The sequence below is a fragment of the Williamsia phyllosphaerae genome, from assembly GCF_014635305.1.
Taxonomy (GTDB): domain Bacteria; phylum Actinomycetota; class Actinomycetes; order Mycobacteriales; family Mycobacteriaceae; genus Williamsia_A; species Williamsia_A phyllosphaerae.
In genome coordinates this window covers 13,129-30,868 of the sequence record NZ_BMCS01000001.1, presented here as the reverse complement: position 1 = coordinate 30,868, position 17,740 = coordinate 13,129, and the positions used below count along the sequence as shown (strand labels likewise).

General features: G+C 68.8%; 16 protein-coding genes. 8 read left to right on the top strand and 8 right to left on the bottom strand.

Annotation, left to right across the window (positions count from 1 at the left end; genetic code table 11):
• Nucleotides 1-6 precede the first annotated feature (6 nt).
• The gene (locus tag IEV93_RS00155; RefSeq protein ID WP_188485781.1) at nt 7-1,158 is read left to right on the top strand and encodes a sulfotransferase family protein; all 1,152 of its coding nucleotides are present in this window, start codon (nt 7-9) and stop codon (nt 1,156-1,158) included.
• 17 nt (nt 1,159-1,175) lie between these two features.
• Here the strand turns inward: IEV93_RS00155 and IEV93_RS00150 are convergent, their stop codons facing one another.
• From IEV93_RS00150 to IEV93_RS00125, 6 genes are all read right to left on the bottom strand, one after another.
• On the bottom strand, nt 1,176-2,408 hold the full coding sequence (locus IEV93_RS00150; RefSeq protein ID WP_188485779.1) for a sensor domain-containing phosphodiesterase: 1,233 nt from the start codon (nt 2,406-2,408) through the stop codon (nt 1,176-1,178).
• Between the two features lie 69 nt (nt 2,409-2,477).
• Entirely contained in the window at nt 2,478-3,584 is a 1,107-nt protein-coding gene (locus IEV93_RS00145; protein ID WP_188485777.1) for an acyl-CoA dehydrogenase family protein, read from the bottom strand.
• Nucleotides 3,581-4,573 carry an acyl-CoA dehydrogenase family protein gene (locus IEV93_RS00140; RefSeq protein ID WP_188485775.1) on the bottom strand — a complete coding sequence of 331 codons (993 nt, stop codon included), beginning with the start codon at nt 4,571-4,573 and terminating at the stop codon, nt 3,581-3,583. Before IEV93_RS00140 ends, IEV93_RS00145 begins: the two co-directional genes overlap by 4 nt.
• Entirely contained in the window at nt 4,570-5,760 is a 1,191-nt protein-coding gene (locus IEV93_RS00135) for an acyl-CoA dehydrogenase family protein (protein ID WP_188485773.1), read from the bottom strand. Before IEV93_RS00135 ends, IEV93_RS00140 begins: the two co-directional genes overlap by 4 nt.
• Nucleotides 5,760-6,680, bottom strand: coding sequence for an enoyl-CoA hydratase (locus tag IEV93_RS00130; protein WP_188485771.1), 921 nt, complete (start codon nt 6,678-6,680; stop codon nt 5,760-5,762). Before IEV93_RS00130 ends, IEV93_RS00135 begins: the two co-directional genes overlap by 1 nt.
• A gap of 38 nt (nt 6,681-6,718) precedes the next feature.
• The gene (locus IEV93_RS00125) at nt 6,719-7,612 is read right to left on the bottom strand and encodes a helix-turn-helix domain-containing protein (protein ID WP_188485769.1); all 894 of its coding nucleotides are present in this window, start codon (nt 7,610-7,612) and stop codon (nt 6,719-6,721) included.
• 116 nt (nt 7,613-7,728) lie between these two features.
• On the opposite strand from IEV93_RS00125, the gene cysD reads away from it, so the two are divergent.
• The 5 genes from cysD to IEV93_RS00100 are packed head-to-tail and all read left to right on the top strand — an operon-like array spanning nt 7,729 to nt 11,965.
• Complete coding sequence (cysD, locus tag IEV93_RS00120; RefSeq protein WP_188485768.1) at nt 7,729-8,643, top strand: sulfate adenylyltransferase subunit CysD; 915 nt, start codon at nt 7,729-7,731, stop codon at nt 8,641-8,643.
• Nucleotides 8,643-10,529 carry an adenylyl-sulfate kinase gene (gene cysC, locus IEV93_RS00115; protein WP_188485767.1) on the top strand — a complete coding sequence of 629 codons (1,887 nt, stop codon included), beginning with the start codon at nt 8,643-8,645 and terminating at the stop codon, nt 10,527-10,529. The genes cysD and cysC overlap by 1 nt, the downstream gene beginning before the upstream one ends.
• A gap of 5 nt (nt 10,530-10,534) precedes the next feature.
• Complete coding sequence (locus IEV93_RS00110; RefSeq protein WP_188490255.1) at nt 10,535-11,293, top strand: 3'(2'),5'-bisphosphate nucleotidase CysQ; 759 nt, start codon at nt 10,535-10,537, stop codon at nt 11,291-11,293.
• A gap of 4 nt (nt 11,294-11,297) precedes the next feature.
• A complete protein-coding gene (locus IEV93_RS00105; RefSeq protein WP_188485765.1) occupies nt 11,298-11,645 on the top strand; it encodes a DMT family transporter in 348 nt (115 codons plus the stop codon).
• Nucleotides 11,642-11,965: a DMT family transporter gene (locus IEV93_RS00100; protein ID WP_188485763.1), complete on the top strand. Its 324-nt coding sequence runs from the start codon at nt 11,642-11,644 to the stop codon at nt 11,963-11,965. The genes IEV93_RS00105 and IEV93_RS00100 overlap by 4 nt, the downstream gene beginning before the upstream one ends.
• 37 nt (nt 11,966-12,002) lie before the next feature.
• On the opposite strand, the gene IEV93_RS00095 is transcribed toward IEV93_RS00100, so the two are convergent.
• Entirely contained in the window at nt 12,003-13,268 is a 1,266-nt protein-coding gene (locus IEV93_RS00095) for a DUF7373 family lipoprotein (protein WP_188485761.1), read from the bottom strand.
• Nucleotides 13,269-13,357: 89 nt separating this feature from the next.
• On the bottom strand, nt 13,358-14,212 hold the full coding sequence (locus IEV93_RS00090; RefSeq protein ID WP_188485758.1) for a hypothetical protein: 855 nt from the start codon (nt 14,210-14,212) through the stop codon (nt 13,358-13,360).
• A 254-nt stretch (nt 14,213-14,466) separates the two neighbouring features.
• Between IEV93_RS00090 and IEV93_RS00085 the strand changes: the two genes are divergently transcribed.
• Nucleotides 14,467-16,314 carry a dynamin family protein gene (locus tag IEV93_RS00085; protein WP_188485756.1) on the top strand — a complete coding sequence of 616 codons (1,848 nt, stop codon included), beginning with the start codon at nt 14,467-14,469 and terminating at the stop codon, nt 16,312-16,314.
• On the top strand, nt 16,311-17,735 hold the full coding sequence (locus tag IEV93_RS00080; RefSeq protein WP_188485753.1) for a dynamin family protein: 1,425 nt from the start codon (nt 16,311-16,313) through the stop codon (nt 17,733-17,735). The genes IEV93_RS00085 and IEV93_RS00080 overlap by 4 nt, the downstream gene beginning before the upstream one ends.
• Nucleotides 17,736-17,740 lie beyond the last annotated feature (5 nt).

The following is a 17,740-nucleotide window of genomic DNA, read 5'->3' as shown; positions in this document are numbered from 1 at the left end:
CTTCCCATGACAGGACGTACCAGCGTCGGAACGGTCGCCGATCTCCACGCCTCGGCGACCAAGGCGTGCGGACTGGACGACTTCGGGACCGACGACTACACCGAGGGGCTGCAGGTCCTGCTCGACTCCTACGTCGACGAGGCCGGTCTGACCGAACTGGGCAGCAAGATGTTCCGGTTCTTCCTCCGCGGGGCGTTGGTCGCACGGTTGCTCAGCGAGGCGTCCTGGAAGGCGAACCCGGGATACGCCGACGTGGCCGTCGAACGGCCGATCTTCGTGACCGGGCTACCGCGCACCGGGACCACCGCTCTGCACCGCCTGCTGACCGCCGACCCGTCGCATCAGGGGCTCGAGATGTGGCTGGCCGAGTTCCCGCAACCGCGGCCCCCGCGGGACACGTGGGAGGCCAATCCTGTCTTCCAACAGATCAACAGCGGTCTCGAGCAGCACCACGTGGACAACCCCGAGTTCATGGGGCTGCACTACATGAGCGCCGACGACGTCGAGGAATGCTGGCAGCTGCTCCGACAGACGATGAAGTCGATCTCGTATGAGTCGCTGGCCTACCTGCCGTCGTATTCGCGATGGCTCGCCCAGCAGGACTGGACGAACGCCTATGCGCGGCATCGCAAGAACCTTCAGCTGATCGGTCTGAACGACCCGGGCAAGCGGTGGGTGTTGAAGAACCCCAGCCATCTGTTCGCCCTCGACGAGTTGATGTCGGTGTACCCCGACGCCCTGATCATCCAGACGCACCGACCGCCGCGGACCATCATCGGGTCGATGTGTTCGCTCGCGCAGAGCGCGACCGACGGGTGGTCGACGACGTTCGTCGGCGAGAAGGTCGGTCGGACCCAGCTCGAACTGTGGTCCCGGGGGTTGCGCGCCTTCACCGAGGCGCGGTCACGGTACAACCCGGACCAGTTCGTCGACGTCGACTTCACCGAACTGCGGGACGACCCGATCGGTACGGTGGAGCGCGTCTACACCGCGCTCGGTGCGCCGTTCACCGACGACGCGCGCGCTGCGATGACGACCATGGACGCCGAGAGCAAATCCGGCGATCGCAGACCGGCACACCGGTATTCGCTGTCCGACTTCGGTCTCGACGACGCAATGGTCGACGCCGAGTTCGAGGGTCTGGTGCCCCAGGCCTGACCGGCCCGGTGAGGTGTCTAGGCCGGACGTGGGTCGGGCTGCGGCACCTGGAAGTGATACCCCTGCGCGAGGGGACACTGCAGCGCCACCAGTGAGCGGACCTGGTCGGGGGTCTCGATGCCCTCGGCGATCACCACCAGGTCGTTGGCGTCCGCGTGCTCGATCAGGCCGGTCAGCAGATGGTCGACGACCCGCGTACCGAGACCGGACGTGAGTGACGCATCGATCTTGAACCCGTCGATGGGCCACGTGACCATCCGGCTCAACGACGACCACCCGCGACCGACGTCGTCGATGACGATGTGTGCGCCGATCGACCGCAGCGTCGAGATCGCCTGTGCGGCAACCGTGTCGTCGAGGGTGGCCGATTCGATGAGCTCGATGCGGAGCCGGTCGGTCGGGAACTCGCTCTCGGTGATCGCCGCGGTGAGCATCTCGATCCGCTGTGGCCGGATGAGGTGTGCGCCGTCGATGTTGGCGTGCAGCACGGTGGGTTCGCCGGTGGTGTCGTATTCGAGCATCATCGCCATGGCCTGCCGCAGGACCTGCAGATCGAGGTCGAGCATGATGTCGGTGCTGCGAACTGTGGGGAGGAACCGTGCCGGGCTCAGGACGCCGTCGGTCGGGTGCAGCCAGCGGCACAGCGCCTCGTACCCGTGGGTCCGCCGGGTGCGCGGATCAACGATGGCCTGGAACCACGGTCGGATCTCGTCGCGCGACATGGCGTCGACGATCTCCTCGATCGAGTACGCGTCGCTGGTGACGGTCCGGTCGCGCTGCAACTCGAGTTGCTCCTCGAGGACCTTGGCGTATTTCTGCAGGATCTGCACGTCCTCGGGACCGATGTCGTGTCCGACGGTGTCGGTCATGCACAGGGTGCCGATGGCGGTGTGTTCCCGGCTGAACAGCGGCACCCCGACGTACGTGCGCATGCCGGCGGCGACGAGCGGTGCCGTCAGCGACGGATCCATCCCGGGTTGCGATGCGTCGGTGATCACCAGTGGCCGACCGGTGTCGACGACTTCCTTGCACGTCGTGGACTGGCGATCGGTGACCGCCCCGACGAGCCCCTCGATCCCGTACGCCGCGAGGACGTGTTGATTCTGGTCGTCGAGGATGTGCAGGAGTGCGACGGGATATCCGGCCGCCGTGGCGGCGAGCTCGAGGGTGGTGTTCAACACCGGGCTGACCGCGGCCGGATCGAGATAGTTTCCGGCTGGGCCGCCACGCGTCCTCGACCGGTCACTCATCAGTCGGATGGTAGTACTCCGGCCGACTGCACGTACCCACCGCGGGGATATGCCGTCACCGTCGGCGCGTCACAGGCCCGCGGCACGCGCCAGCGAGTCCATCGACGACGACGGTTGACCGAACAGCTGTGCGGCGCCGTGGGTGCGCTTGAAATACAGCTGGACGTCGTGCTCCCACGTGATGCCGATCCCGCCGTGTAACTGGACCGCCTCGCCGGCGACCGAGGCACTCATCCGTGAGCAGTAGACGCGGGCGGCCGCCGCCAGTTCGTCGGTGTCCGGATCGTCGGCCGCGAGCGCACCGGCCGCCGCGTACGAGATCGATCGCGCGGTCTCGGTGAACGCGTACATGTCGGCCATCCGGTGTTTGAGGGCCTGGAACGAGCCGATCACCCGCCCGAACTGTCGTCGTGACGAGGTGTACTCGACGGTCTGGTCGAGCACGGCCCGTGCGGCCCCGACCTGTTCGGCCGACAACGCCACCGCCGCGACCGTCCGCAGGCGGCGCAGGAGGTCGGCGGGCGCGGCGATCGTCTGCGACGGTGTCTCCTCGAAACTCACCGACGACAGCGGCCGGGTGGGGTCCATGGTGGGCAGCGCGGTCACGACCACACCGTCGGCATCCGGGGACACCTCGTGCAGAGTCACGTGCCCGCCCGAACGTGCGACGACGATCAGCACGTCCGCGTACTCGGCGTCGAGCACGTAGTGGGCGGTGCCGGTGAGCAGACCGCCGTCGGCGCCCACACCGGGCTCGTCCCAGCCCGTCGCGTCCGCCCAGCACAGTGCGGCGACGGATTCGCCGGCCGCGATGGCGGGCAGCACCCGCTCACACGCCTCGTCGTCGCGGGAGAGCAGTACCGCCTGCGCGGCGAGCACCGCCGACCCGAGCATGGGCACCGGGCTCAACGTCCGTCCGAGTTCCTCGAGCACGACGTGGGACTCCATCAGCGACGCGTCGACGCCGCCGAAGCGTTCCGGGATGGCCAGCGCCGCGACACCGATCTGTTCGGCCAGCGCACTCCACAGCGTCCGGTCGTAGCGCGGGGTCGCGGCCATCGCCGACCGCAGCGCCGCGGAGTCACCGTGGCGCCGCAGCACGTCGCGGACCGCACCCCGCAGGTCCGCCTGGTCCTCGGTGTCGATGCCGGGTGAGGTGATCACGGGGGAGGTCACGGCGCCCCCACGGGTGCGGTGACCGATCGCAGGACGCGATCGCGATGCAGCGCCGGGGTGCCCCAGGCGGTGAGCAGCGCGCGTGTCTTGGTCAGGTAGAGCGACAGGTCGTGTTCCTGGGTGTAGCCGATCGCGCCGAGGGTCTGCAGTCCGACGCGCGACGCCAGGTAGGCGGCCTGGCCCGCCGCGACCTTGGCCGCCGACACGTCGCGCGACGCATCGCCGCCGGGGGGCACCGCGCCGTCGAGCGCCAGGGCGGCCCCGTGGACCAGTGGGCGTGCCATCTCCACGGCGATGGCGACATCGGCGAGGTGGTGCTTGATGGCCTGGAACGATCCGATCGGTCGGCCGAACTGGGTGCGCGAGATGGCGTACGCGCCGGACAGGGCGAGCATCTGCGAGGCGAGTCCGAGCAGTTGCGCGGCGGTGGCCAGGGCGCCGTGGTCGAACGCGGCCGAGCCGTCGATGTCGGTGGCGACGGTGTCGGCGGGTGCGAGCACCGACACCGTGCGGGCCCGGTCGACCGAGGCGTGGGTGGTCACCACCTCACCCGTGCTCAGGGTGGTCCCGGCGAGCAGCAGTCGGTGGGTCGCGGCCTCGGTGTCGGCGGCGTAGGGAACGGCGTCGGGGACGGCCAGCGTCGCCAACTCGCCCGCGACGAGTGCCTCGAGGAGGTCGGTGCGGTCGGTGCCGGCGAGCAGGGTCGGCACCGCACCGATGGTCTCGGCGACCGGACCGGGAACGCAGTGTCGGCCGAGTTGTTCGGCGGCGACGACCATCTCGAGCGCGCCGGCGCCGAACCCGCCCGACGCCTCGTCGATCAGCAGGGCCGTCACGCCGGTGTCGGCGAGTCGCGCCCACACCGCGAGTCCGGGGCCGCGGTCCCCGTCGTTCCAGGACCGCACGACCGCGGGCAGGTCGGCGCGCGTCAACATCGAGTCGATACTGTTCGCGAGGTCGGTGTGCTCGGTCTCGAGCAGGAATCTCATCGGTCGCCCCGGGGTAGTCCGAGCAGACGCTCGGCGATGACATTGCGTTGGATCTCGTTGGTGCCCGCGTAGATCGGGCCGGACAGGGAGAACAGGAACCCGTCCATCCACCCGCCCGCAGGGTCGTCGTGCGATGGGCCTGCGATCTCGGCGTCCGCGCCGAGCAGGTCCAACGCGGTCTCGTGGGTGGCGATGTCCCACTCCGACCAGAAGACCTTGTTGATCGACGACTCCATCCCGAGCTGCCCGCCCTCGGCGAGACGGCTGACCGTGGCCCAGGTCGACAACTCGTAGGCGCGGGCCCCGATCCAGGCGTCGGCGACACGCGAGCCGAGCGCCTCGCCGGCCGTCCCGTTCTTGTCCGCCCGGGCCCACAGCGCCAGCAGCCGGTCGGTGGTGGCGAGGAAACGACCGGGGGAGCGCAGCGACAGGCCGCGTTCGTTGGCGGCGGTGCTCATCGCGATCCGCCACCCGTTGTCGACCTCGCCGATCACGCCCGAATCACCGGGACGGTCCGGGTCGTCGGGGACGAACACGTCGTCGAGGAACAGTTCCGCGAATCCGGGTTCACCGTCGAGTTGGTTGATCGGTCGCACGGTCACCCCGTCGGCGCGCAGGTCGAACATGAAGTACGTGAGTCCCTTGTGGCGGGACGAGTTCGGGTCGCTGCGGAACAGTCCGAAGCCACAGTCGGCGAAACTCGACCGCGAACTCCACGTCTTCTGTCCGCTGAGCAACCATCCGCCGTCGGTGCGTACGGCCGTCGAGCGCAGCGACGCGAGGTCGCTGCCGGACTCGGGCTCGCTCCACGCCTGCCCCCAGATGTCGTCCGCCCGCGCCATCCGCGGCATGATCCGGGCGAGCTGGTCGGGATGGGCGTGCTCGAAAAGAGTTGGGGCGAGCAGGAAGATGCCGTTCTGGCTGACCCGTCCGGGGGCGCCGCTGCGGTAGTACTCCTCCTCGAAGACGACCCAGTGCAGCAGTCCGACGTCGCGTCCACCGAACTCCTCGGGCCAACTGACCACCGACATGCGCGCATCGGCCATCGTCTGTTCCCATGCGCGGTGCGCCTCGAAGCCCTCCGCCGAATCCATCGACGGCAGCGGGGAACTCGGCACGTTGGCGGCCAGCCAGGACCGGACCTCGGCGCGGAAGGACTCGGTGTCGTCGTCGAAGGTGAGGTCCATCAGGCGTTTCCGCCCGCGCTCGTCGATCCGGCGCTGGCCTTCATCGACTTCGCGTCCATCCCGCCGAGGGAGTCGCCACCGGCCGCCTCCGCGTTGGCGCTGTGCGCGAAGTGATGCCACCCGAACACCGAGTCCATGGAGTTGCGCAGGCCCATCTGGTCCTCGCAGATGTTGACGGCCTTCTTGGCCAGGGCCAGTCCGAGCTGCGGCATCTCGGTGATGCGCCCGGAGATCTCGGTCACCTTGTCCTGCAGGTCATCCCGGGGGACGACGTGGTTGACCATGCCCCACTGGAGCGCCTGGGCCGCGGTGAACCGCTCGCCGGTGAACAGCAACTCCTTGGCCCGGCGCGGCCCGAGGACGAAGGCGTGTGCGAAGTACTCGACACCCGGGATGCCCATCCGCACCACGGGATCGGAGAAGAAGGCGTCGTCGGAGGCGACGATGAAGTCACACACCCAGGCCAGCATGAGGCCTCCGGCGATGCAGGCGCCGTGGACCTGGGCGATCATCGGCTTCGGGATCTCGCGCCACCGACGACACATGCCGACGTAGACCTCGATCTCGCGGGCGAGTCGCTGGTCGCCCCCGCTGCGATCGGTGTGATCCCAGTACAGCGACGCGGTGTTCGGATACTGCACGTGGAAGTCGCGCTCGGGGGTCCCGATGTCGTGGCCCGCCGAGAAGTGTTTGCCGTTCGCGCGCAGGACGATCACCTTCACCGCGTTGTCGTCGACGGCGCGCACGAAGGCGGCGTCGAGCGAGTACGTCATCACCGAGTTCTGCGCGTTCCGGAAGTCGGGGCGGTTGAGCGTCACGTAGGCGACGCCGTCGGTGACCTCGTAGGCCACCGGCGTCGAGTCGGCGGTGAGCTGGTCGCCGGTGAGGGGCGCCGGGATCTGGCTGGCGGGCTCGGTCATGGCTCGACCCTACCTAGCAAGTGCTTGGTTGGTAAAGCTCAGCGCAGCAGGGCGCGCTCGATCTCCGCGGCTGCGCCCTGCAGCTCCTCGACCAGCGCCGCGAGCGCGGATCCGCCCACTCTGGTGCCGGGGCAGATCACTATCGACGACGAGACCCGGTTCTGCGCGGTGCGGTCGGCCTCGGTGCGCACGGGCGCCGCCACCGACAGCGCCCGGACGTCGCCGTCGAGGTCCTCGGGTCGGTAGTCGGAGTTCATCAGGTCCATGAGCAGATCGGCCAGGCGTCGCCGGACCGGCTGCGACGCGTCGGTGAGGTGCACCGCACGCAGCGTCGCCATGACCTCGGTTGCCTCGGGGCCCAGGCGCTCCACGCTGTACCCCCGCTCGCGGATGACGGCCAGCAAGGATGCGAGGCGGTTACGACTCGGTGGCGGCGCGGTCGCGAGCCACTCGGCCTGCTCGCGGCCCCCCGCCCACGCGATGTACTCGCGGCACAGCGGGGCGGTGACGGGGATCCGGGTGCCCGGAGTGGCCCAGCCGATGTCGCCGGCGATCTCGGTGATCTGGATGAACTCGCCGTCGCGCTCGGAGAGGAAGACCGGCAGTCCGATCCGCCGGTGCAGGTCGGTGAGTACCGGCCGGGCTGCGCTGGTCAAGGGTTGGGCGCCGGCGGCGTGCCGGATGCGGGCGAGGAAGCGCGGGGCCAGCGAGAAGCGCCCGGCGTCGTCGCGGACCGTCCAGCCGTCGGCGCAGAGCTGGGTGAGGACCGCGTGTGCGGTCGCCCGGGTCATGTCCGTGGCGCGGATGATATCGGCCAGCGTGGGTCGCGCCGACACGTCGTCGGCCAGGTGGTCGATCACCGACACGACCCGTCGGGTCGGCGCCGACACCGGTTGACGATCGGCGTCGTCGGCACCTACATTCAGTGTCATATTGTCGAACGGTAGTGTCGAATAACCGACATTGCAAGGTTCATCGGCGTGCGGTGTTCGATGGACGCAGGTACGTGGCCGAGGGTCGACAACAGTGATCGAGTGAGGAGTCGTCAGTGCCCCAGATCGGGTATGAGCTGTCGCACCTGAGTGCGTTGGAAGCCGAATCGGTCCACATCTTCCGAGAGGTCGCGGCCACGTTCGAGCGGCCGGGCCTGCTCTTCTCGGGCGGCAAGGACTCGGTGGTCATGTTCCACCTGGCCCGCAAGGCCTTCTGGCCCGCGCCGATCCCGTTCCCACTCATGCACGTCGACACCGGGCACAACTTCGACGAGGTCATCGAGTACCGGGATCGCGTGGTCGCCGAGACCGGGGTGCGGCTGATCGTCTCCAGCGTGCAGGACGACATCGACGCCGGCCGCGTCGTGGAGCAGACCGGTCCCGGCGCGAGCCGCAACCGTCTGCAGACCGCGGCTCTGCTGCGCGGCATCACCGAGAACCGGTTCGACGCGGTCTTCGGCGGGGCCCGACGCGACGAGGAGAAGGCCCGCGCCAAGGAGCGGGTGTTCAGCTTCCGGGATCGCTTCGGCGCCTGGGATCCTCGCGCGCAGCGGCCAGAACTGTGGAACCTCTACAACGGCCGTCACGCCAAGGGCGAGCACATCCGGGTGTTCCCGCTGAGCAACTGGACCGAACTCGACATCTGGCAGTACATCGAGGCCGAGGCGATCGATCTGCCGTCCATCTACTACGCGCATCAGCGCGAGGTCGTCCCCCGCGACGGGATGTTACTGGCGAAGACACGTTTCCTCGAGATCGCCGACGGCGAGCGGTCGCACACCGAGACCGTGCGCTTCCGCACCGTCGGGGACGCCACGTGCACCGGCTGTGTGGAGAGCACGGCCGCGACCGTGGCCGAGGTGATCGACGAGGTCGCCGCCACCCGGCTCACCGAACGCGGCGCGACCCGTGCCGACGACCGGATCTCGGAATCGGGCATGGAAGACCGGAAGAAAGAGGGGTACTTCTGATGACCATCCCCGCCGACCGTCTGCGGACGGAGACCGCCGCCCTGCGCGGCGGCAAGGAACTCCTGCGCCTGGCCACCGCGGGCAGCGTCGACGACGGCAAGTCGACGCTCATCGGTCGCCTGCTCTACGACTCGAAGTCGATCTTCGCCGATCAGATGGCCTCGATCGAACGGACCAGCGCCGAGCGCGGCGACGAGTACGCCAACCTCGCACTGCTCACCGACGGTCTGCGGGCCGAGCGCGAGCAGGGCATCACCATCGACGTCGCCTACCGGTACTTCTCCACGCCGCGACGGAAATTCATCATCGCCGACACCCCCGGGCACGTGCAGTACACCCGGAACATGGTGACCGGCGCCTCGACCGCCGATCTGGCGATCGTGCTGATCGACGCCCGCAAAGGGGTTCTCGAACAGACGCGTCGGCACGCGTTCCTGTCGTCGCTGCTGGGTATCCCGCACCTCACGCTCGCGGTGAACAAGATGGATCTCGTCGACTGGTCGCAGGAGCGCTTCGACGAGATCCGCGACGAGTTCGCGACCTTCGCCTCCAAGCTCAACGTCACCGACCTCACCTTCGTCCCGGTCTCGGCGCTGTTGGGCGACAACATCGTCGACACCTCGGTCAACATGCCCTGGTACCACGGCGGCCCTCTGCTCGACCACCTCGAGCGCGTCCACATCGCATCGGACCGCAACCTGATCGACGCCCGCATGCCGGTGCAGTACGTGATCCGCCCGCAGCGCAGCGACGGGTCCGACCACCGCAGCTACGCGGGCACCATCGCCGGCGGCACGTTCAAGCCCGGTGACGACGTCGTGGTGCTCCCCAGTGGATTCGGCAGCACGATCGAGTCCATCTGGGGGCCAGGGGGAGTCGAGGTCACCGAGGCGTTCGCGCCGATGGCCGTGTCGATCTCGCTCGCCGACGAGATCGATGTCGCCCGTGGCGAGATGATCGCCCGACCCAACAACCGTCCGTATGTGGGCCGTGACATCGACGCGATGGTCTGCTGGTTCTCCGAGGACGGCGAGCTCCGTGAGGGCAACCGGTACGTGATCGCCTCCACGACGACCGAGTCGCGCGCCTCGATCAGCTCGATCGCCTACCGGCTCGACGTCAACTCGCTGCACCGGGACGAGAACGCAGAATCACTGTCACTGAACGAGATCGGCCGCATCACACTGCACTCCCAGCAGCCGTTGATGTTCGACGGCTACCGCCGCAACCGTGAGACGGGCAGCTTCATCCTCGTCGACGAGGCGACCAACAAGACCGTCGGCGCCGGCATGATCACCGGCCCGGTCGCCCGGGACAGCAACGTGGTGTGGCACGGGTCGAAGGTGTCGGCCGACCAACGGCCCTACCGTGGTGGCACCATCTGGCTGACCGGGCTGTCGGCCTCCGGGAAGAGTTCCATCGCAGTGGAACTGGAGCGCCGGCTCGTCGCGGCGGGTCGCCCGGCCTACCTCATGGACGGCGACAACCTCCGTCACGGACTCAACTCGGATCTCGGTTTCGGCGACGACGACCGTCGCGAGAACATCCGTCGCACCTCCGAGGTGGCGACCCTGTTCGCCGACTCGGGCGCGATCGCGATCGTCTCGCTGATCAGCCCGTTCGCCGACGAGCGCCAACGGGCGCGGGAGATCCACGCCGCCCGCGAGCTGCCGTTCTACGAGGTGTTCGTCGACACGCCGCTCGAGGAATGCGAGCGGCGAGATCCCAAGGGGCTCTATGCCCGTGCGCGGGCAGGCGAGGTGAAACAGTTCACCGGCATAGACTCCCCATATGAGCGCCCCAGCACGGCAGAACTCGTGGTGACCCCCGCCGACGGCTCGCCCGGCGAGGTCGCCGACGCCGTGATCCGGAACCTCGGCCTGTGAGCGCGGTGGGATTCGAGGCCGACATCGCCCTGGCCGCCGAACTGGCCACCGGGGCGGGTGAACTGCTGGTCCGTCTGCGGCGCGAGAGCGGTCTGTCCGGGCGAGAACTCGGCGACGCGGGCGATCAACAGTCCAACGACTGGCTGCTCGCACAACTGGCGCAGCGCCGGCCCGACGACGCGGTGCTGTCGGAAGAATCGGCCGACGACCGCACGCGACTGCAGGCTCCCCGGGTGTGGATCGTCGACCCGGTGGACGGGACGCGCGAGTACGGCATGGAGGGCCACGCCGATTGGGCAGTCCACGTGGCGCTGTGGACCGCCGACGAGGGTCTGGTCGTGGGCGCGGTGTCGCTACCGGCCCTCGAGATCACCTACGACAGTGGTTCCGGCGCCGTCGCACCCACCGCCGGGCTGATGTCGACGCCGCGCGGTGACGTGCCGCGGGTGGTGATCAGCGGCTCCCGACCGCCCACCTTCTCCGACGACGTCGCGACGGCAATCGGCGGTGTCGCGGTGCCGCTCGGCTCCGCGGGCGCCAAGGCGATGGCGGTCCTGCGCGGTGAGGCCGACGCCTACGTCCACGCGGGCGGGCAATACGAGTGGGACTCGGCGGCCCCGGTCGCGGTCGCGCAGGCCGCCGGTCTGTGGTGCAGCCGCATCGACGGATCCCCGTTGGTCTACAACCAGTCCGACGTCTACCTTCCCGACCTCGTCATCTGCCGGCCCGAACTCGCGCAGACCGTGCTCGGCGCGATGGCCTGACCCGGTGATCACCTGGCTGTTCCTCGGCGCGGCCATCGTCTCCGAGGTCGCAGGTTCACTCGCCCTGAAGGCTGCTCTGGATCATCCGGGGTGGTACGCGCTTGTGGTGATCGGCTACCTCGCCGCCTTCGTCCTACTGGACCGGGTGTTGCGACGCGGGTTCCCGCTCGGGGTGGCGTACGGGATCTGGGGCGCCCTCGGGGTGGCCGCGACCGCTGTGATGTCGTCGGTCCTGTTCGGGGAGACGGTCACCGTGGTCATGGCCGCAGGCATGGTCCTCGTGATCGGTGGGGTCCTCTGCATCGAACTGGGATCCGGCCCGCGCGCAGGGAAATCGGTCGACCCGTCGTGAGCGGATGGGCGTTCCTCGTCGTCGCGATCGGCTCGGAGGTGGCAGGCACCCTCGCGCTGCGGGCCGCCGCCGGCGGAAAGAACCTCTGGTACATCGCCGTCGCGGTCGGCTACCTGCTGTCGTTCGTGTTCCTGTCGTTGACGCTGTCGCACGGTGTCGGGCTCGGTGTCGCGTACGGGATCTGGGCGGCGACCGGTGTCGCTCTGACCGCCGTCGCGAGCCGCTACCTGTTCGGCGAGGCCCTCACGAAGGTGATGGGAGTCGGTATCGGCCTGGTCGTCGCCGGGGTGCTCCTGATCGAGATCGGCGCCGGCCACTGAGGTCTCGGTGCACGAGATCCCAGCGGCCGGTCGATCGTCAGTTCGCCGTCTGATCAGCCTTCGTGAGGATCAGGTACTGCGCCGAGATCATCTGCCTGGCCTTGACCGCGTCGCGGTCGTAGGTCGCGCCGATGTAGCGGCCCTCGGGGACATAGCAATTGTTCTGCTGCCCGGAGGCGGTGTCCTGCGTGACGCAGGTGGCGGTCGGCAGACCCGCCGGCGACCCGCTGCGCGAGTAGCCGGCCGCGAGATCCCGGTCGACGAGCTTGGTCAGGATCTCCGACGCATCGCTCTCGGTGGTGGCGCGGTACACCGTCGACCGCCAGACCGCGTTGTGCTCGGACCCGTTGTCCTGCAGGGTCGTGAGGATCTCCGGTCCCTCCACACTGGCCATCCCGCGCGGGCCGTACACGCCGCGGGTGAGTCCACCCAGCATCTGCCCGTCGGTCTCCGGGATGGCGTAGATCAGGATGTTGTTCTGATCCAGTTTGATTCGCGACTTCACCCCCGGGACGATCGGTGTCGCGGGGAAGCGGTCGATCAACGGGATCTGTTTCGCGACCGCTGTGCGGATGATCGACTCGGCGCTGCCCTCCTGTCCGGGCGGCACCGCCACGCCGGTGGAGATGACGTAGCTGTTGTGCGCGGTGAACGAACGCATCCCGGGGAACTGGCCGGACGCCCGACTGACGAGGGTGCCCGGCAGATTCGAGATGGTGGCCGGCGCGAAGGCGATCTCACCGTCGGCGGGGCGGGCGATCGACGCGTTGTTCATGGCGATCGCGGCGGTGTTCGCCGCCGCCGGCGAGTTGTACCGCAGCACCAGCTGCGTCAACGACCTGGTCTTGTCGCTGATCTTCTTCTTCGGCTGGCCCGCCGAGGTGAAGAAGCCCGTGACGAGACCTTTGACACCGGCCGCGTCGGCGACGGCCTTCGAGGCGAACACCGACCTCAGGTTGTTGGTCCCGAACACCACGCCGGTGGGCAGACCGACGTCGGTCATCTCGGGATCGATCTCCGAGGGGATCGTGACGAACTCGGCCAGCCGCTGCCCCTCCGCTCCGACGATCTCCGGGTCAGGGGCGGTCGCGAAGCCGAAGGGGGCCGACGGCGACGTCGGGTAGGTGCCGGTGTCGAGTTGGGCGGTGTTGACCGCGGTGCTCGACGCCGACGTCGCCGTCGACGCGGATGCTCCCGACGACGACGCGGCGACGCCGGTGCCGTCGGTGGTGGACGTGCAGGCGGTGAGGCCGGTGATGCAGGTGATCGCAGCCGTCGTCGCCAGGAGGGTTCTCGCGCGCATGGAAGTTCTCCTCGATGTGGTCGGTAGATGGTCGCACCGATTCGGCGACCGGTCATCACCGATCGCCGAACCTGGTGCGTGGGGTGGGATCAGAAGCCGAAGCTGTCGTGTCCGGTGTCGTGGCCGGGGTCGTTGGCCTGGTAGTCGAGGTGGACTTCGGTCTGGGGTGCGGGGTCGGTGTAGTTCGAGGTGGAGTGGTCGACGTCGCCGTCGTGGTCGGAGTCGATGCGGGCGGTGTCGTAGTAGTGGTCGCCGTCGGTGTCGCGGATCTCGATGTCGGCGCGGCCGTCGTGGTTGGTGTCGACATATTTGTGGTCCCAGGTGCCGTCACCGTCGGCGTCGACCTGCACGACGTCGATGCGTCCGTCGCCGTCGGTGTCCCAGGAGGCGGTGTCGGCCTCACCGTCGCTGTCGGTGTCGGTGAGCACGACGTCGTTGGTGCCGTCGTGGTTGGTGTCGAGTTCCCACCGACCGTCCTGGTCCTGCGACGAGGTGGTGGACCGATCGGCCGAGGAGCCGTAGGTCGAGTCGTGGCTGGAGGTGGTCGAGGACTCGGTGGTCGTCGAGCGGCTGTAGGACTCCGAGGACCGGTAGCCCTCCGACGCGGTGTTGCTGCTCGTCGAGTCGTTGTCGCTGCTCGACGTCGCGGTGGTGGGCTCGGTGCCGGACAGGGTGTTGGCACGCAGGTCGACGCTGGTGGTCGAATCGGGGCGGCCGTCGCTGTCGGCGTCGACGACCTGCCGGTCGTAGCGGCCGTCGTGATCGGTGTCGGTCACCAGGACATCGATACGTCCGTCGCCGTCGGTGTCCGAGGCCCGGACATCGGCGATGCCGTCACGATTGGTGTCGGCCTCGCCGTAGTCGACGGTGCCGTCGTTGTCGACGTCGGTGAGGACCACATCGGTGGTGCCGTCGTGGTTGGTGTCCATCTTCTTGGTGCTCATCGCATATCTCCTCGGTGCTGGGGAGTCGGTATCGACTCGGACACAGCATCAGATGCAGACACCGACCCGGAAAGTTCCCGGGAGTCGAAAAAGAATCGTTTCCCGCCGTCCGACGGCCCACGCCGGCGCCCGGGAACAAACGCACGGGGTGAGCGCATCCCATGTGACGACGGATTGCTCACCGGCGATGCGATTTACTGTCTGTGTCGAGCCCGACGCGGGCGGGCCGAGTCAACGGATGCGGGGTGGTGTCGATGAGCGACGAGTCGGCGTCGCGGGACGTCTCGCACGGCGAGGATCCCGCCGGCGAGGCAAGCAAGGTCCTGGGCGCTGCAGCATCCGTGCTGCGCGCCTACAAACTCGACGATGTGGCCGATCTCGCGGCCCGGAAGGCGGCACGTGATGGTCAGGTGCGCAGTGTCGTCGTCGTCGGCGAGGTCAAGCGGGGAAAGAGCTTTCTGGTCAACGCCCTCGTCGGACGCCGCGATCTCTCCCCGGTGGGTGTGAACGTGGCGACCACCGTGGCCATCAGCGTGTGCCCGACCGACGACCCGCCGCTCGACGGCACCGTCGACCTGCTGTTCCCCGACCGCACCGAACAGGTACCGCTGCGCACCCTGCCCGACTGGGTCACGGTCGACGGTCGTTACGTACGCGACCCCAACGTCGCATCACTCCCCACACGGGCCAGTATTCCCGTCACCGACACCGCGCTGCCTGGTGTGACCATCGTCGACACGCCCGGGGTGGGCGGCCTGGATCCGGCGATGGCGACGCTGGCGACGCAGACCGCGCAGCAGGCGTGCGTCGTGGTGATCGCGTGTGACGCGTCGTCGCCGCTGACGGCGCCCGAGATGGACTTCATCCGTGACGCCGGCGCGTCGGTCGACGCCCTGATCGTGGCGGTGACCAAGACCGACAAGAACATTCGACGGTGGAAGGCGATCGTCGAGGACAACCGGCGTCTGTTGGCCGCCCACCTCGACCGTGAGGTGACCGTGGTCGGGGTGTCCAGCCTGCGTGCGGTGATGGCCTCGGAGATGTCACCCGGACCCGAGCGCGACCATGCCGAGCACGCATCCGGCATCACGGCCCTGCGTGCGGAGATAGTGCAGCGGTTGGACTCCGCCGCGCAGCTCCCCGCCATCGACGCCCTGCGCACGACGCGCGAGGGACTGGTGGCGGTCGCCCGGCGGGTCGACGCCGAGTACCAGGCCATCGAGGGTCGGGGTGACACCCTGCCCGACCTGACCTCGCAACTGGAGGAGCTGCAGTCGCTCAAGGAGCAGAGTCGCGAATGGGAGCAGTACCTCGCGCGTGATCTGATCGAGTTGCGGCAGAGGGCCATCGACGACAGCGACCGACGGCTCGAGGAGATCCGCGACCGGTGGACCACCCGGATCAACAAGAACGGCATGGAGGTCCTGCGGAACAGCCCGCAGAAGTTCACCGCCGACATGCAGAGCGAGTTGCAGCAGGCGTTGGCGACGACGATGTCGGGGTTCCTCGGGGAGCTGTACACCACCATCGTGGCGCCGCGTTTCCACTCGAACGTGGTGTGGGAGCAGATCTGCGGGCGCATAGTCGGGTCACTGCAGGGGCAGTCCATCGACGGACCGCAGGTCGGCAGCAAACGACACGGTCTGTTCGACCCGACGCTGCTGACCATGGGCGTGATGGGGTCGTCGACCATCGGCGGTCTCATCGGGCTGTCGGCCGCGCTGGGTGTCGGGGCCGTGGTCGGGACGCTGTGGGTGGGCGTCAATCTCGGGTTTCGGGCGATGCGGACCGGCAAGACCAACCTGCTCAACTGGCTGCGCGAGACGATGACTCTGACGCGTACGGTCACCGCGCGACTGTTGGAGATGGCGATCGCCCAGGCCCGTCCGGAGATCATCGTCCGTTACCGCGACCACCTGCGGACCTCGATGGACGAGCTGCAGCGTCAGATCACGGTGGCCAAGGAGGCGGCCGGTGCCGACGCCGCCCGTCGCGAGAAGGACCTCAAGCGACTCGGCAACAACCGGGACGTGATCCGCAAGCGACTCGACGAGACCGAGCGGATGCTCGTCCGCCTCCAGCAGATGGCGGAAAACCGATGAGCGGCATGATGTCCGACCCGGTCCACGTGGTCCTCGACCACGGTCTGCGTTCGCTCGCGTCGCTCGGCGGTGACCTCGTCGGCCACGCCAACTCCATCGGCGCGAGCCTGTGGGCGCCACCGCGACTCGTCGTCGTCGGACGACTCAAGGCGGGCAAGTCCACACTGGTCAACGCGTTGATCGGCGCGCCCGTGGCCGAGACCGCGGCTCTCGAGGCCACCCGCGTGGTTGCCGTCTACCAAGACGGCGCGCCGTCGCGCGCGGAAGTCGTCGCACTCGACGGCACCCGACACCCCGTGCCCGTGGTCCCCGGCCGGACCAGCACACTCCCGATCCCCGACGAGCAGATCGCCTACCTCCACCGGTGGTTGCCGTCGGCGGCGATCCGCGACCTGACCTTCGTCGACACCCCCGGTCTGGCCACCCTGACGGCGAAGAACGAGGCGGCGACGCGTCGGGTTCTCATCGACGGGTTCGAGCAGACCCGGACCGCCTCGGTGGACGCCGACGCCGCGGTGTTCCTCTTCGACTCGACCCCGCGCGCCGACGAACTGGAGTTTCTCAAGCAACTGCCGCTGTCGCCTCTGAACACCCTCGGTGTGCTGTCCCGGGCCGACAGCTTCGGTGAGGGCGCACTCGGGCGGCGGGATCCGTTGCAGCACGCGGCCGAGCACGCCGTCCACATGAGTCGCGAACTGGCGCAGACCGTGTCGAGGGTCGTGCCCATCTCGGGTCTGATGGCCCAGACCAGCCACACCGGGGCGCTGGGGGAGGGCGACGCGCGGGCGCTGGCTTCGCTGGCCGGGATGGCCCCCCTGGATCTGATCGACGCCCTCGAGTCCGACGGCCCCGGTCCGCTGGCCCCGGCCGTTCGCGACCGGCTACTCGACCTGGTCGGTGAATACGGCGTCCTGAACGGGCGGCAGGTGGCCACGCGTGGCGCGGCCGCTCTCAACGAGTGGCTCGCCGCGAACTCCGGTATCGCTGCGCTGCAGCAGGTACTGCGGACCTCGCTCAGCGAGTTCGCGGTGCTCAACCGAGCACGGCGGGTGCTCGACCGTGTCGATCAGCTGGCCTACACCCACCCGGCTCGCGAGCCCATCCGGTCGATCGCCTACGCGATGCGCAGCGAACCCGCGATGCTGCGTGTGGGGCTGCTCGGCGACCTGCAGCGGCTGCTCGTCGCCGATCCGCGCAGCCCCGTGGTGGACGAACTGCGGACCCTGCTGACCGGTCGCGGTCCGGCCGCGTGCGTCGGTCTGCCGCCGGATGCATCGGTCGACCACGTCCGGGCCCACGCCCGCCAACGACTCGCGACCGCGCAGGGGCGGGCATCGGCGACCATGACCGCCGCCGAGGACGCCGCCCTGGTCGACGTCATCCGTGCGTACACGTCGCTGATGACCACCGGTCATCTGTGACCGCC